This is a genomic window from Vibrio sp. D3, from assembly GCF_043995865.1.
Taxonomy (GTDB): domain Bacteria; phylum Pseudomonadota; class Gammaproteobacteria; order Enterobacterales; family Vibrionaceae; genus Vibrio; species Vibrio diabolicus.
Genome location: NZ_CP171887.1, coordinates 1184463 through 1200040 on the forward strand (window position 1 = coordinate 1184463; position 15578 = coordinate 1200040).

18 protein-coding genes are annotated in these 15578 nt (G+C 44.4%); 14 read left to right on the forward strand and 4 right to left on the reverse strand.

Features of this window, described 5'->3' with window-relative positions:
- The first annotated feature begins 28 nt into the window (after window positions 1–28).
- From bioB to bioD, 4 genes are read left to right on the forward strand one after another with little or no spacing between them, the layout of a single operon-like run.
- On the forward strand, window positions 29–1081 hold the full coding sequence (gene bioB / locus ACHFJ9_RS13530) for a biotin synthase BioB (protein ID WP_167426728.1): 1053 nt from the start codon (window positions 29–31) through the stop codon (window positions 1079–1081).
- Window positions 1068–2219 (forward strand): 8-amino-7-oxononanoate synthase, encoded by a 1152-nt coding sequence (bioF, locus tag ACHFJ9_RS13535; RefSeq protein ID WP_167426727.1) that lies wholly within the window; start codon window positions 1068–1070, stop codon window positions 2217–2219. The genes bioB and bioF overlap by 14 nt, the downstream gene beginning before the upstream one ends.
- Window positions 2219–3025, forward strand: a complete 807-nt coding sequence (gene bioC, locus ACHFJ9_RS13540) for a malonyl-ACP O-methyltransferase BioC (RefSeq protein WP_258693150.1) — start codon at window positions 2219–2221, stop codon at window positions 3023–3025. The genes bioF and bioC overlap by 1 nt, the downstream gene beginning before the upstream one ends.
- Entirely contained in the window at window positions 3022–3708 is a 687-nt protein-coding gene (bioD, locus tag ACHFJ9_RS13545) for a dethiobiotin synthase (protein WP_005390831.1), read from the forward strand. Before bioC ends, bioD begins: the two co-directional genes overlap by 4 nt.
- Before the next feature lie 75 nt (window positions 3709–3783).
- Here bioD and ACHFJ9_RS13550 read toward each other — a convergent pair whose 3' ends face one another.
- Complete coding sequence (locus ACHFJ9_RS13550; RefSeq protein ID WP_162860661.1) at window positions 3784–3987, reverse strand: hypothetical protein; 204 nt, start codon at window positions 3985–3987, stop codon at window positions 3784–3786.
- Window positions 3988–4459: 472 nt separating this feature from the next.
- Here ACHFJ9_RS13550 and htpX point away from each other — a divergent pair, with 472 nt between their 5' ends.
- The 9 genes from htpX (at window position 4460) to ACHFJ9_RS13595 (ending at window position 11693) form a co-directional block, all read left to right on the forward strand.
- Window positions 4460–5329 (forward strand): protease HtpX, encoded by an 870-nt coding sequence (gene htpX, locus ACHFJ9_RS13555; RefSeq protein ID WP_005390832.1) that lies wholly within the window; start codon window positions 4460–4462, stop codon window positions 5327–5329.
- A gap of 224 nt (window positions 5330–5553) precedes the next feature.
- Window positions 5554–5973, forward strand: a complete 420-nt coding sequence (locus tag ACHFJ9_RS13560) for a nuclear transport factor 2 family protein (protein WP_005390833.1) — start codon at window positions 5554–5556, stop codon at window positions 5971–5973.
- Window positions 5970–6695: an SDR family oxidoreductase gene (locus ACHFJ9_RS13565; RefSeq protein ID WP_046874765.1), complete on the forward strand. Its 726-nt coding sequence runs from the start codon at window positions 5970–5972 to the stop codon at window positions 6693–6695. The genes ACHFJ9_RS13560 and ACHFJ9_RS13565 overlap by 4 nt, the downstream gene beginning before the upstream one ends.
- Window positions 6696–6707: 12 nt before the next feature.
- A complete protein-coding gene (locus ACHFJ9_RS13570) occupies window positions 6708–8018 on the forward strand; it encodes an NAD(P)/FAD-dependent oxidoreductase (RefSeq protein WP_074191108.1) in 1311 nt (436 codons plus the stop codon).
- Window position 8019: 1 nt separating this feature from the next.
- The gene (locus ACHFJ9_RS13575) at window positions 8020–8838 is read left to right on the forward strand and encodes a DUF1365 domain-containing protein (protein WP_395357123.1); all 819 of its coding nucleotides are present in this window, start codon (window positions 8020–8022) and stop codon (window positions 8836–8838) included.
- Entirely contained in the window at window positions 8832–10088 is a 1257-nt protein-coding gene (locus ACHFJ9_RS13580; protein WP_046874768.1) for an SAM-dependent methyltransferase, read from the forward strand. Before ACHFJ9_RS13575 ends, ACHFJ9_RS13580 begins: the two co-directional genes overlap by 7 nt.
- Before the next feature lie 6 nt (window positions 10089–10094).
- Complete coding sequence (locus ACHFJ9_RS13585) at window positions 10095–10607, forward strand: DUF2878 domain-containing protein (RefSeq protein WP_395357126.1); 513 nt, start codon at window positions 10095–10097, stop codon at window positions 10605–10607.
- A complete protein-coding gene (locus ACHFJ9_RS13590) occupies window positions 10567–11160 on the forward strand; it encodes a chalcone isomerase family protein (protein ID WP_046874770.1) in 594 nt (197 codons plus the stop codon). Before ACHFJ9_RS13585 ends, ACHFJ9_RS13590 begins: the two co-directional genes overlap by 41 nt.
- A complete protein-coding gene (locus tag ACHFJ9_RS13595; protein WP_374042708.1) occupies window positions 11160–11693 on the forward strand; it encodes a DUF3833 domain-containing protein in 534 nt (177 codons plus the stop codon). The genes ACHFJ9_RS13590 and ACHFJ9_RS13595 overlap by 1 nt, the downstream gene beginning before the upstream one ends.
- A 115-nt stretch (window positions 11694–11808) precedes the next feature.
- Here the strand turns inward: ACHFJ9_RS13595 and purB are convergent, their stop codons facing one another.
- From purB to mnmA, 3 genes are all read right to left on the reverse strand, one after another.
- A complete protein-coding gene (purB, locus tag ACHFJ9_RS13600; RefSeq protein ID WP_005390853.1) occupies window positions 11809–13179 on the reverse strand; it encodes an adenylosuccinate lyase in 1371 nt (456 codons plus the stop codon).
- Between the two features lie 147 nt (window positions 13180–13326).
- On the reverse strand, window positions 13327–13944 hold the full coding sequence (gene hflD, locus ACHFJ9_RS13605; RefSeq protein ID WP_006743048.1) for a high frequency lysogenization protein HflD: 618 nt from the start codon (window positions 13942–13944) through the stop codon (window positions 13327–13329).
- Between the two features lie 10 nt (window positions 13945–13954).
- Entirely contained in the window at window positions 13955–15079 is a 1125-nt protein-coding gene (gene mnmA, locus ACHFJ9_RS13610; protein WP_005390857.1) for a tRNA 2-thiouridine(34) synthase MnmA, read from the reverse strand.
- Window positions 15080–15267: 188 nt separating this feature from the next.
- Here mnmA and ACHFJ9_RS13615 point away from each other — a divergent pair, with 188 nt between their 5' ends.
- Complete coding sequence (locus ACHFJ9_RS13615; protein WP_258666455.1) at window positions 15268–15537, forward strand: hypothetical protein; 270 nt, start codon at window positions 15268–15270, stop codon at window positions 15535–15537.
- The last annotated feature ends 41 nt before the right edge of the window (window positions 15538–15578 follow it).

Below are 15578 nucleotides of genomic sequence, written 5' to 3' on the forward strand. Positions count from 1 at the left end.
AACAAAAAAAGTGATTAAAGGAATACACGTGGAAGTTCGTCATAACTGGACGCATGCTGAAGTGCGCGATCTCATGGAAAAACCATTCATGGATCTCCTATTCGAAGCGCAGCTTGTTCATCGTCAATACCAACAAACCAACCATGTTCAAGTAAGCACGCTTTTGTCGATTAAGACAGGTGCTTGTCCAGAAGATTGTAAGTACTGTCCTCAGAGTGCTCGTTACACCACAGACATCGAGAAAGAGCGTCTGATGGAAGTAGAACGCGTACTCGATGCTGCGCAAAAAGCCAAAAATGCTGGTTCTACTCGATTCTGTATGGGTGCCGCATGGAAAAACCCCAAAGAGCGTGACATGCCGCATTTGACCGACATGATCAAAGGCGTGAAGGGCATGGGTTTAGAAACGTGTATGACATTGGGCATGTTGACGCCAGATCAAGCAAAGCAATTGGCAACAGCAGGTCTGGACTACTACAACCATAACCTCGATACCTCACCTGAGTTCTACGGCAACATCATTACCACCCGTACTTACCAAGACCGTTTAGATACGCTTTCTCACGTTCGTGATGCTGGTATGAAGATTTGTTCCGGTGGCATAATCGGCATGGGTGAAAGTGCTAACGACCGAGCAGGTTTGTTGGTTGAATTGGCTAACTTGCCGGTACACCCTGAAAGCGTTCCAATCAACATGCTCGTGAAGGTAAAGGGCACACCATTGGAAGAAGTGGACGACGTTGAGCCGTTCGACTTTATTCGTCTGATTGCAATAGCACGAATCATGATGCCTCAATCAGCCGTTCGTTTATCCGCTGGCCGTGAAAACATGAACGAACAAATGCAAGCGCTGTGTTTTATGGCGGGTGCCAACTCCGTCTTCTATGGCTGCAAACTTCTGACCACGCCAAACCCTTCTGAAGACAAAGACATGATGCTGTTTAACAAGCTCGGCATTAACAGCCAAGAGGTGTCTCAAAAACCTGATGAAGTCGAAGAAAACGAGTTGCTAGATCGCGTCGTAGAGCGCGTTGCTGCCCGTCCGACAAAAGACGACCTTTTCTACGATGCCAGCGTTTAAATCTCGTATCGAGTCCGCCCTTGCCGATCGTAAAGCGCAGGGGCTGAATCGTTCTATGAATGTGGTGTTTGCCGGTAACCAGTCCGTTTTGGAACACGAAGGCAGACGCTACATTAATTTCTCAAGTAATGATTATTTGGGATTGGCCAATGACCAAGCGCTTGTTCGGGCTTGGCAGCAAGGTTTAAGCGTATACGGCAGCGGTAGCGGCGCGTCTCCAATGGTCACCGGTTTTAGTGCAGCGCACAGCAATTTAGAAGCAGCACTAACTGAATGGCTGGGTTACGAAAGGGCAGTCCTGTTTGGCTCTGGATTCAGTGCCAATCAAGCTTTGTTATTCACCTTGCTAGAAAAATCAGACTTACTCATTCAAGACCGTTTGAACCATGCCTCGTTGATGGAAGCGGGGGCGTTGTCACCAGCTAAAATGAAGCGCTTCAAGCACAATGACATCGAGCACCTAAAGTCGCTGCTGAATAGCGAAGACAATCACTTAGTCGTGACTGAAGGGGTGTTTAGTATGGACGGGGATTGTGCACCACTTGCTGATATAGCTGACGTCACCAGTAATCATGATGCATGGCTTGCTGTAGACGACGCTCATGGTATCGGTGTTCTAGGGGAATCTGGCGGTGGCTCATGTGAATTAGCGGCGGTTAAGCCTGAGATACTGATCGTTACTTTCGGCAAAGCGTTTGGTATGTCTGGCGCGGCTATTTTATGTGACCACACAACGGGGGACTTTTTAACTCAGTTTGCTCGTCACCATGTGTATTCCACGGCGATGCCTCCTGCACAAGCCTATGCGCTCACGCATGCTGTCTCGATGGTTCAAGAGCAGTCTTGGCGACGTGAAAAGCTCACAGAGTTAAGTGAAGTGTATCGAGATAGCCTCAGCGACGTTGAGGGCTTTGTTGAGACTCAAACTTCGATTAAGCCGTTTGTGATTGGTGAATCTGATTTGGCTTTGCGAGTGGCAGGTGCTTGTCGCCAAAACGGTATTTGGGTTACTGCTATTCGCCCTCCAACAGTACCGAAAGGGACGTCTCGTCTTCGAATCACACTAACTGCTAATCACACTAACGAACAAGTTAAAACGCTTTCAATGGCGTTGAAGCAAGCATTAGGAACGCAGTAATGGATAATGCAGAGCAAATGAAGTTGGATTGCTTACTGCCTAATAAACAAGCGATCGCCGCTTCCTTTAGTAAGGCAGCTAACACGTACGACAAACATGCCGCTTTCCAGCGTGATGTCGGCCATCGCTTACTAGACAAATTTCCGAATGACTTAACTCATAAACGTGTTTTGGATTTAGGATGTGGTACTGGCTATTTTTCTCAACTTCTTCAAGAGCGTGGCGCTGAAGTGTTTTGTGTGGACATCTCTCAAGAGATGTTAAGCAAAGCTATGGTGCGCTGTGGCCATGAACGAATGAATTATGTGCTAGCCGACGCAGAAAACTTGCCTTTCGACGATACAAGCTTCGACTACGTATTCTCTAGCTTGGCTTTGCAATGGTGTGCCGATTTAAGTTATCCCCTGAGAGAAGTTCGTCGTGTACTAAAAGCTAATGGGAAGGCGGCTTTTTCTACCCTAGCTGAAGGGTCACTGTGCGAGTTGCGTGCATCATGGAAAAAAATTGATGCATATCAACACGTCAATAACTTTCTATCGCTCAATCAGGTAAAAATTGCGTTAGCGCAATCTCGATGTGACAACCATCAACTAGACTTGACCACCATCACAGTTTGGTACGACTCAGCATTTTCAGTTATGCGTGACCTCAAAGGTATAGGTGCAAATCACGTAAGCGGGCGCTCACATGGTTTAACCAGTCGAGAGACTTTGTTGCAAGTTGAGCATGAGTACCAAGCGTTTAAAAATGATCAAGGTCTTCTACCTGCAAGTTATCAGGTTTGTTTTGGAGTAATACATCTATGATTGATGCTTTTTTTATTGCTGGTACGGATACTGATGTAGGAAAAACGGTAGCGTCTAAAGCCATTTTGCAAGCGTTGGCAGCAAAAGGACTAAATACTATTGGTTATAAACCAGTGGCAGCAGGGAGTGATAAGACTGAAGCTGGATGGCGTAACTCTGACGCCTTACATTTACAAGCGGCCGCGACACTCGATGTCGCTTATGATGATGTGAATCCATACGCTTTAGAATTGCCTGCTTCTCCTCACATCGCGGCAAAACATGAACATGTCGAAATAAAATACGAACTCCTCAGTGAAAAGTTGGCTCAACACAAGCAGCAAGCTGATGTCGTTCTCGTTGAGGGCGCTGGTGGTTGGCGTGTGCCTGTGTCAGATACCGACTGTTTATCTACTTGGGTACAAGCAGAGCAGTTACCCGTGGTCTTGGTGGTTGGTATTAAATTAGGTTGTTTGAGCCATGCTTTACTCACGGCAGAGAGTATTAAAGCAGATGGCTTGAATCTTGTTGGTTGGGTGGCAAACCGAGTGAACCCTGGCACCGAGCACTATGCTGATATTATCGAGATGCTTGAAGCGCGTATTGGTGCGCCTAAGCTTGGCGAAATCCCATACATTCCAAGTGCTAAGCGCAAAGAGCTAGGCAAGTACATTAATGTCGAGCCTTTGCTAAATACTGACTGATTGTGTTTAAAATACTAAAAACCAAAGGGCTGCGTAATGCAGCCCTTTTTTATTGGTGTAATCTATAACATCAGATTACTTATCTTGGCTAAGCCCCATCAATGCTTGCTGTGTTTCTGCAACACGCTGAGACATATGATGATCGGTTGAAATACCAAGTTGTTGCTTCGCCTCATCCTCTGAGATGCCTAGATGACAACGTAGTAAATCAATAGCCATTTGATAATCGTTAGTTTCTACCATGGTTTTTCCCTCAATACATGGAAGTTTTGAGCTCACCTAATGTACCTTTTTAATGTACTTAGAGTGGCTCTGTTTTGTTCATCTCACCTGAATCTAGCATGTCCATGTCGCCGCACAATAAGACCAAAGTCTATAGCGGGGCTAACATACTGTTTTTGGTCTAGTAAAATATTTCTAGCTAAGTTGCCCAGAGGTGATAGATTTAACATCAAGGTCATCCATTGATAGATGAGGTGCGATTCAAAGTACTTTTCATTACGGAAAGGAATGAATATGAATGGAGGTAATGACTTTTATCAGAACGTGCCTAGAAATCGCTTGAACATAATCTTTCAGTCTCGAAAACAAATGTTGCAATTTATTGCTTAACCTTGTTTTTATCGCGGATAGACTATATCTATAACGCACGGAGCATGAAACTTAGCGGAATTGGCTTTTACAGCGATTACCACCTGTTCCTTATAACAATCCGTTTTAAAAAAACGATAAGCTTCCTCGGAGAAAAGTAATGAAGCGAATTATGTTATTCCTAGCAACTAACCTAGCTGTCGTGCTAGTGCTTAGTGTTGTTCTGAATATTGTTTACGCTACCACTGGAATGCAACCTGGCAGTCTTTCTGGTTTGCTAGTTATGGCCGCCATATTTGGTTTTGGTGGTGCACTTATTTCGTTGATGATGTCAAAGGGCATGGCACTGCGCTCGGTTGGCGGTATGGTCATTGAAAGTCCGCGTAACGAAACTGAGCATTGGTTAGTCGAAACTGTGGGTCGTCAAGCTCAGCAAGCGGGTATTGGTATGCCAACGGTGGCTATTTATGACTCACCAGATATCAATGCATTCGCGACGGGGGCAAAGCGAGATGACTCTCTTGTCGCGGTTTCCACTGGCCTTTTACACAATATGACTCGTGATGAAGCAGAAGCGGTACTGGCCCACGAAGTGAGCCATATTGCAAATGGTGACATGGTCACGATGACATTGATGCAAGGCGTTGTGAACACGTTTGTTATCTTCCTATCCCGTTTTATCGCCAATATTGTGGCATCGAACGATGATGAAGAAGGTCAAGGTACAAACATGATGGTTTACTTCGGTGTATCTATGGTGCTTGAGCTAGTGTTTGGTTTCTTAGCAAGCTTTATTACCATGTGGTACAGCCGTCATCGCGAATTCCATGCCGACGCAGGTGCTGCTCACTTAGTTGGTAAAGAGAAAATGATCGCGGCATTGGAACGTTTGAAGATGAGTCACGAATCTCAACTTGATGGAACAATGATGGCATTCGGTATCAATGGCAAGCAGTCATTGACTGAGCTACTGATGAGCCACCCTCCGCTAGATAAACGTATTGCAGCGTTACGTAGTCAGCAATACTAGTTGTAAAAACTGACAGCGCACGCGAAAGTAATCGTTAATTTCCTGAAAAGGCTTGGTTTTGACCAAGCCTTTTTTTTGATCGATTGATCGCTTGCGAGATCCATCACGTATCTACCTACAGAAACAAAGTTATACAAAATTATTTTTGTACAACTTTTAAAGAATGAACTATCTTGTACATATAATAATTTTGTATAACTTGATGGGCATGTAGGAGTAAACACATGGACATACAGTCTGTTGGCAATATCTATCAAAAGCTGAATAAAGCGAATTTACATCTGCTTAAAGACGTATATCACCAAGATGTCGTCTTTGAAGATGCTGCTCATCGTTTAGAGGGGTGGCCTGCACTTTCAGATTACTTCACATCATTATATGCCAACGTCATAAGCTGTGACTTTGTTATCCACGAACATCAACAAGTCGGAGATACTGGCTTCCTAACGTGGACCATGGATCTTCAGCATCCCAAACTTCAAAAAGGTGCACCTATTCTCGTTAATGGTGTGTCGCATCTTAAGTTCAGCGAAGGCCAAGTTATTTATCACCGAGATTACTTTGATCTCGGAGAAATGCTTTACGAAAACTTACCTTTACTTGGCTCAGTCGTAAAAACCATCAAGCAGAGGTTAGGACAATGAACAATACTATCTTAATCACTGGCGCTACCTCCGGAATAGGAAAGCAATTGGCTTTAGATTACGCGAACTCTGATTGGAGCGTTATTGCTTGTGGGCGAAACAAAGACGTTCTCGCTGAATTGGGGGCTGCTTCTTCTAATATCCATACATTGCAGTTTGACGTGACAAACCATGAACAAACTCAGCAGGCGCTGTCCAGTTTGCCTTTCACGCCGAGTACCTGGGTTTTTAATGCAGGGGATTGTGAGTATATGGACAACGGTGTGGTTGACGCGAAACTCATGGCGCGTGTGATGAATGTAAACGTCGTTGGTGTTGCCAACTGCGTAGAAGGTTGCCAACCACACTTAGATAAAGGGCATCGCATCGTTATCGTGGGTTCTATTGCTTCAGAAGTCGCGTTGCCAAGGGCTGAAGCCTACGGCGCTTCTAAGGCCGCTGTGAGCTACTTTGCTCGCACATTAGCTGTTGATTTGAAGAAGAAGGGCATTCAAGTGGTGACCGTGTTCCCAGGCTTTGTTGAAACCCCGTTAACTGACAAAAATGACTTCGAAATGCCGATGATTATTTCTACGCAGCAAGCCTCGAACTCTATCAGAAAACAGTTGGCTGCCAACAAGACTCACATCTATTTCCCCGCGAGGTTTACCAGTATTTTACGTTTTATCTCGTTACTTCCATACAGTTGGCAAGCTCGCCTAACTGCTAAACTCGTGTCATAAGAAGGAATAAAAATGAAAACAGCAGGAAGAAAGAAGATAGCGATTGTGGGGACCGGAATTTCTGGCCTTACGTGTGGTTACTATCTACATAAAGAGCACGATGTCACCGTATTTGAAGCTAACGATTACATTGGCGGGCACACCGCGACGGTGGATGTAAAACTCGATGGTAAAGAATATGCGATTGATACGGGCTTTATCGTTTACAACGATCGCACTTATCCTAATTTCATCAAAATGATGAACGAGATTGGTGTCGAAGGATTGCCAACCCAGATGAGTTTCAGCGTAAGAAACGACGGCAATGGCTTGGAATATAACGGTCATACCGTGTCGACATTATTTGCTCAAAAGCGCAATTGGGTAAATCCTAAGTTCTATCGTTTTATCTTCGAGATCCTTCGTTTCAACAAACTTGCCAAAAGCGTCGCTAGCAAACAATCGAGTCATTCTCAGACGCTAGGTGAGTTTCTTGATGAGCACAACTTCAGTACTTTCTTTTCAGATAACTACATTTTGCCGATGGGCGCTGCAATTTGGTCTTCGACTTTAGCGGACATGCGCGCATTTCCGCTGATGTTTTTCCTTCGCTTTTTCTTAAATCACGGATTGCTTGATGTCACTAACAGGCCGCAATGGTATGTAATTAAAGGTGGCTCTCGTGAGTACATTCCACCTTTGACTCAAGGTTTTATCGATAAAATTCGACTCAATAGTCCGGTAGAAAAAGTGCTCCGTAGTGAGAATGGTGTGGGTTTAAAAGTTAACGGTGAAATGCACTGGTTTGATGATGTCATCTTTGCTTGTCACAGTGATCAAGCGATGAACATGTTAGGTGACATTAGCCCAGTCGAGCAAGAGGTGCTGGGTAATATGGCTTATCAAGCGAATGAAGTGGTGCTTCACACTGATACGAGTTTACTTCCAAAGCGTAAAGCGGCGTGGGCTTCGTGGAACTACCTACTGGAGGGCAGTGAAGACGAACAGCAACGCCTCCCTTCGCTTACTTACAACATGAATATTCTCCAACATGTTCAATCTGAACACACATTCTGTGTCACGCTAAATAGCACTGAGCAGATCGAACCGAGCAAAGTATTACGGACGTTTACCTATCACCATCCAGTGTTCTCCACCGACTCTATCGCTGCACAGCAACGTAAAGAAGAGGTGCAAGGGCTGAACAATACTTGGTTCTGCGGCGCTTATTGGTACAACGGTTTCCATGAGGATGGCGTTCGCAGTGCGTTGGACGTAGTGAAAGGGCTTGAAGAGAAATATCGCGTTCAAACGGCTGTCAACTTAGAAAAAGGTGCTGCGTGATATGGATAGCCAAATGAACAGCCAGTTGTTTGTTGGCAACGTTCGACATCGCAGGTTCACGCCGATAAAACATGAATTGAACTACTCATTGTTTATGCCAGCTATTGACGTCGATGAGCTAAAAAAACTAGAGGAAAAAGTTTGGGGATTTGGCACTCGTTGGTGGCATTGGGCACGCTTTAAACGCAGTGACTATGTTGGTGAGGGCTGTTTAAAGGTGGCCGTACACGACAAAATTGAAGAGTTAACAGGTGTTCGTTGTACCGGCAAAGTCATCGCTGTTTGTCATTTGCGCTATTTAGGACTTTATTTTAGTCCGGTGAATTTCTACTACGTTTATAACAAAGAAGGGGAATGGAAATACCTCTTAGCTGAAGTCAGCAATACACCTTGGAACGAGCGTCATTACTACGCAGTCGCTGCTGAGCAAAACGATGAAAACTTTGGATGGGAACAAGAGAAAGCCTTTCATGTTTCTCCGTTTAATCCAATTGACCAACAGTATCACTGGAAGATTAAACCACTGACGGACAAGTTAAGGATTCATCTTGAATGCCACAAAAGCGAAAAGCACTTTGATGCGACGATGACAATGAAAGCTCAAGTGTTTTCGAGCAAAAGCTTATCGAAGTGTTTGATCGTTACGCCAATACAGACGGTAAAAGTAATGGTTGGTATTTATTGGCACGCATTAAAACTTTGGGTGAAAGGCGCGCCTTTTTATTCTCATCCTAAATATTCAACACACGACGAAATAGAAGCCGACACTAAAAAAACAGACAAAAAAAATAAAAAGCACAAGGAGAATTCTGCATGTTAAATACCAGTTCTATGACATTGCCGCGCAAATTGACGACAACACAAAAGGCGGCTCGCGGAGTTATTTTTCAATGTCTGCAAAAAATGGAAATCGGCTGCTTAACTGTTATTGAAAGCTTTAAGACGGAAACGAAAGAAAGAAGCGAGCGCTTTAATGCGCCCAACGGTGAATACAGCGGTCAGCCTGTTGTGGCGACGATTGAGGTAAAGCATCCTGGCTTTTACTCGCGAATCTTGCAAGGTGGCAGCATTGCAGCGGGTGAGGCTTATATGGATGGTTGGTGGGACAGCCCAGATCTAACCTCGTTAATGAAACTTATGGCTCTCAATATGCGCGCGCTAGATAAACTTGAAGAGAAAGGAAGTTGGCTGACTAAAATACTGTACAAGTTCAGTCATTGGACCAACCGCAATTCTCAAGAGAACTCTCGTAAAAACATTCATGCGCATTACGACTTGGGCAACAATTTGTACGAGTCATTTTTAGACGACAACATGCTGTACTCATCGGCCTTATATGTGCAAGACAACGATACTTTGGAACAAGCGCAAATCAACAAAATGGATCGTTTGTGCCAGCAACTTGAGCTTCAACCATCCGATCGAGTGATTGAGATCGGTACAGGGTGGGGGGCTATGGCCATTTACATGGCAGAGCAATATGGTTGTCATGTAACGACAACGACGATTTCTGAAGAGCAGCATGCTTACGCTGAACAAAAAATTAGAGAGCGAAATTTGGGTGACAAGATCACTCTATTAAAACAAGACTATCGAGACCTTTCGGGTCACTACGATAAGCTAGTCTCGATAGAAATGATCGAAGCGGTTGGAAAACAATTTTTGCCTTCCTACATCAAGCAATGCCAATCATTACTCAAGCCGGGTGGTTTAATGGCAATTCAAGCCATCACTATCGCTGACCAGCGTTATGATTACTACAGTAACAACGTTGACTTTATCCAGAAATACATCTTTCCAGGTGGTTTTTTACCTTCGGTTACATCTTTAACTCAAGCTGCGACCAAAAACAGTGACTTGGTGGTGAGAGACTTATTTGATATTGGCTTGGACTATGCGAAAACCTTGAGCGAGTGGCACTCTAGATTTAATCAAGCTGAAGAGCACGTACGCTCTCTCGGTTATGACGACCGCTTTGTCCGCATGTGGCGCTATTACCTGAGCTATTGTGAAGGCGGCTTTTTAGCTCGAAGTATCAGTGCCGTTCACATGACATTCCAGCGACCTTAAACCGTTATGAAGTTGCTGATTGCCTCTACATGGTTCCAGCTCTGTTGGTTCTCTGCAGTGCTTGGGACCTATCAATGGCAGTGGCTAACACTGATCTTAACATTTATTACTCTTGTCTATTGTTGGAGGACGGACGCTTCTGCCTTGAAGCACATCGCGAGTATCGTTTTGGCGGGTGTAGTGCTCGATACGCTCAATCAACAGTTTTCTGTTTTTGTGTTTCCAACACAATGGCTACCCATTTGGTTGTTGTGCCTTTGGATTTTGTTCTCTTGGTATGCCTATCAGCTCAAGCCTGTTTTGTACCGTTTCCCAAAAATCTACGTATCAATTGTAGGTGGTGTTGGAGGAACCGTCAGTTACTACGCCGGATACAAGCTCCAAGTCGTTGAATATGGATTTAATACCAGCGTTACGTTGGTCATTCTATTTGCTGAATGGTTTGCCATGACGCTTTTGATACTCAAGGTATACGGATATGAAAAGCTTGAAGAGAGATTTAACCCAGAGGCTGATTAAGGTAGTTGCTTCTCTAGTAGTTATGGGCTCCTTTGCTCTACAAGCTCAGCCAGTTGGAAACAGTGAAAACGCAGATAAGATGTCGAGTTGGGAGGGGTGGAAAACTGTCGGTGAGGCACAACTCACATGGTTCATCTTCGATATATATCAGTCTCGACTAAAAGCACCCGATGGAAAGTTCATTGTAAATGGCGATGTATCACCACACCCTCTGGCATTGGAAATTAACTATCAAAGAGACATCAGCAAGCAGCAGTTGCTTGATGTAACTGATGAGCAATGGGCAAAACTTGGTTTTACTGAATCATATCGAAAAAGTTGGATCAGTGAACTAAACCGTATGTTCCCTGATATAAAAAAAGGGGATGAGCTTACTTACTTAACCGATGGTAAAACTGGTCAGCTTCTTTACCGACAAGCTGGCATTGCACAAATCAAGACAGTCGGCTTCGTTCAAGATGAGCGAATGAACGATGCGTTTTTGTCTATATGGTTGTCACCTAATACAGAGTTCCCAAAACTTCGAAAACAATTAATAGGGCAGGTTAGATAGTGCTTAAACGAATTTTAAAATCAGTCGCCTTGGCTGCTGCGGCCTTACTTTCAGCATGCTCAGCAGGTATCGATAATTATCAATCATCTACACCGACTTTTGATTTATTCGGCTATTTTGAAGGCGAAACAAAGGCGTGGGGGATGGTCCAAGATTACACTGAACAACAAACTCGTCGTTTTGAAGTCGACATCGTGGGTACTGTGGAAGGTAACACGTTGACGCTGGTGGAAGACTTTGTGTTTGATGATGGAGAAGTTGACCAGCGAATTTGGGTTATTACCAAATTAGAAGATGGACGCTATGAAGGTAAAGCAGAGGATATTATTGGTGTAGCAACAGGGGCTGAGCAAGGCAATGCGTTGCAGTGGCGGTATGACTTTGAGTTGCAAATGGATGACTCAACAGTAACGGTCGCTTTTGATGATTGGCTTTATCGTCAGGACGAGAAGCATGTTTTCAACCTCACCAAAATTAAAAAGTTTGGTATAGAGGTCGGGACAATAACCTTATTCTTCCAAAAACAGCCATAATAGTTGAGGGGTTTATCCTCTGCATTACTACCAAATAACCGAAATTATTTCTTCCTAACTAAAAAGGTTGACGCTTTCACGTCAACCTTTTCAATTGCAGATCATCAAGGTGTGATTACAGCTTATCTGTCAGCTCAACCGCTTGACCAATGTAGTTCGCTGGCGTCATCTCTTTCAGACGTGCTTTCTCGTGTTCTGGAAGCTCAAGACCGTCGATGAAGTTGCGCATTGCTTCGCCGTCTACACGCTTACCACGAGTTAGCTCTTTTAGTTTCTCGTATGGCTTCTCGATGCCGTAACGACGCATAACTGTTTGTACTGGCTCAGCTAGTACTTCCCAGTTCTTGTCTAGTTCAGCAAGAAGTGCTTCACGGTTTACTTCTAGCTTGCTGATACCTTTTAGCGTAGAAGTGTAAGCGATGATTGCGTAGCCAACACCAACACCAAGGTTACGTAGAACCGTTGAGTCAGTTAGGTCACGTTGCCAACGAGAGATAGGCAGCTTTTGTGCTAGGTGGCCGAATACTGCGTTCGCAAGACCTAGGTTACCTTCAGAGTTTTCAAAGTCGATTGGGTTAACTTTGTGCGGCATTGTTGAAGAACCGATCTCACCAGCAATGGTTTTTTGCTTAAAGTGGCCTAATGCAATGTAACCCCAAACGTCACGATCGAAGTCAATCAGGATAGTGTTGAAACGAGCGATAGCGTCGAACAGCTCAGCGATGTAATCATGCGGCTCGATTTGTGTTGTGTAAGGGTTCCAAGTTACGCCTAGAGACTCTGTAATGAATTCTTCAGAGAACTTGTGCCAATCTAGCTCTGGGTAAGCAGAAAGGTGTGCGTTGTAGTTACCTACTGCACCGTTGATTTTCGCTAGGATCTCAACGTTTTCGATTTGCTTGAATTGACGCTCCATACGGTACGCCACGTTTGCCATTTCTTTACCCATTGTAGATGGAGAAGCAGGCTGGCCGTGTGTACGAGATAGAAGAGGAATGTCGCGGTATTCAACTGCGAGTGCTTTGATAGCGTCAATTAGGTTACGGATTTCTGGAAGAATCACTTGCTCACGTGCTTCTTTTAGCATTAACGCATGAGAGGTGTTATTGATGTCTTCAGAAGTACATGCAAAGTGGAAGAACTCATTAACAGCGTGCAGTTCAGGAACGTCTGCTACTTTCTCTTTTAAGAAGTACTCAACCGCTTTAACGTCGTGGTTAGTTGTACGCTCGATTTCTTTAATACGGCGTGCATCTTCTTCAGAGAAGTTAGCAGCAAGGTCGTCTAGGAATTGGTTAGCTTCTGCGCTGAATGCTGGCACTTCTGCAATTTCAGCAGTAGCCGCTAGCTTCTGTAGCCAACGAATTTCTACGATAGTACGGTATTTTAGTAGACCGTACTCGCTGAAAATTTCGCGTAACGCAATCGTCTTACTTCCGTAACGGCCGTCTACTGGTGAAACAGCAGTCAATGCTGACAGTTCCATGATGTTCTCCTGAATTGGGTTTCTAAATTTCGTGAGCGTTATACCAATAACTGTGGCAATTGTCACGAATATTGCGCAAACGTTTGCGCGGGATTTGTTTTATTCGAAAAAAAGTAGCTCGCGATAAACGCGAGCTAGCAGAGTATTCTATATTCTGGCTAACAGGATTTGAGCCTGTTCGACCATTTTCTTTCGGCCAAAAATTAGATGACGACGTTTACCGCCTACTTGGCGCCACAGAACGGCACTACGAATACCAGATAGCAGTAGAGCACGGACTTTGTGTTGGCTTGCCGTTTGTTGCAGTACAGAAGGCGTGCCTGTTACTTGAATGCGTGGTCCAATAGGGCTAACAACATCCAAGTAGATGCTTGCTAAATTGCTGATCATTTGATCATCTAGCAGCTCAAAATGCTCTGACTGACGTTTGGCCATTTGGATACGGTCACCAAGCTGGGACATGGCATCGTTGCGAGCGCTTAACTTACGCTCTAGCGCCATTAAGCTAATGATGTAACGAGTGATCTCACTGCCTGATGGGGTGCTATCAATCCCTTTAACCAGACACTCCAGACCGAGCTTTAGATCGGCTTCGCGACCGAATACGCCAACGGTGTTAGCAGGGTTTGTGTTCAAAATAGCGTTAATTGATGTTTCAAAAGCATCTTGATCACAATGCCCGTTTCTCGCAACTTGTTGAACCAAAGCGACAGCTTGGCAAATACCAGCGAAAGCGATAGTACGGTCATAAAGTGTATTCGCCACGTAACGACTCCTAAGCTTGAGAATATTTAATGCGTTGCTCGATGATGCCGCCACCTAGACATACGTCATCTTTATAAAACACTGCTGATTGACCAGGCGTTACTGCAATTTGTGGTTCATCAAAGATCACTTTAATGTTTTCATCATCGATCGGGATGATTGTACAAGGAATATCTTCCTGACGGTAACGAGTTTTCACGGTGCACTTCATAACATCGCGAATTGGCTCACGATCTACCCAGTGAAGTTGTGACGCAAGTAGACCTTCTGATTTTAGCATCGGGTGGTCTTTACCTTGGACTGCGATTAGCACGTTACGCTCTAGGTCTTTTTCACCAACAAACCACGGCTCTTCGTTACCACCGCCGCCTTTACGGCCACCGATGTGTAGACCTTTACGCTGACCTAGTGTGTGGTACATCAAACCTTGGTGTTGACCGATCACTTCGCCTTCTGGCGTTTCGATATTACCAGGCTGAGCAGGAAGGTAACGACCTAGGAAGTCGGTAAATTTACGCTCACCGATGAAACAAATACCTGTCGAGTCTTTCTTCTTCGCTGTTACTAAACCTTGCTCTTCCGCAATACGGCGTACTTCAGGTTTCTCTAAATCACCAACAGGGAAGAGGCTACGGCCAATTTGTTCGTGGCTTAGTGTATATAGAAAGTAGCTCTGGTCTTTGTTGCCATCTAGGCCACGCAACATCGCTGGTTTCTCACCGTTATCCGGGAAAGAGCGACGTACGTAGTGACCCATTGCAATGTAGTCAGCATCAAGCACTTCATCAGCGAATTCTAGGAACGCTTTGAACTTGATTTCTTTGTTACAAAGAATGTCAGGGTTCGGTGTACGACCCGCTTTGTATTCAGCAAGGAAGTACTCAAATACGTTATCCCAGTATTCGGCAGCAAAGTTGATGGTGTGTAGATGAATGCCTAGCTTGTCACATACTGCCTGAGCATCAGCAAGATCTTCTGCTGCTGTACAATATTCTTCGTTGTCATCTTCTTCCCAGTTCTTCATGAACAGGCCTTCTACTTGGTAGCCTTGTTGCTTGAGAAGATACGCAGAAACAGATGAATCAACGCCGCCGGACATACCGACGATGACTTTCTTTTGGCTGTTATCAGACATTACTAAACACCACTTAAATAAACGGGATGCAGATTCTATCAGAATCCACAGACCGGTGACAGATCCGAGATCGAAATCACAATTCGTTTCGCTGCATTTTTCTTCAACAGAAATTCGAACGGGCAATTTCGCAAGTATAGAAGAGGTATATATGGCATAGTTTGCAAAAATCCAAGAGGAAAGTCCAAATGAACGAAGAAAACCAGTTTATGCAAGAAGCCGAGTTGATTGAAATTGTTGAAAACCAACTTGAGGACGGCAATCCATTAAAAGTTAAAGAGACGCTAATGCGCTTAATGATGACAGGGACACCTAGAGAAGAAGCGGTTGCAATGATGGCATGTGCCATGTCGATTGAAATTTTCGATGTGATGAAAAATGAAGGTGAGTTCAACCTAAAGCGTTACTGCGAGCACCTTGAGCAACTGCCAGATCTAAGTTTTATGGAAGGTGAATAAGGAGTCTAGAAGAAAAAAGTGGCTAGCAAACGTTTGCTATA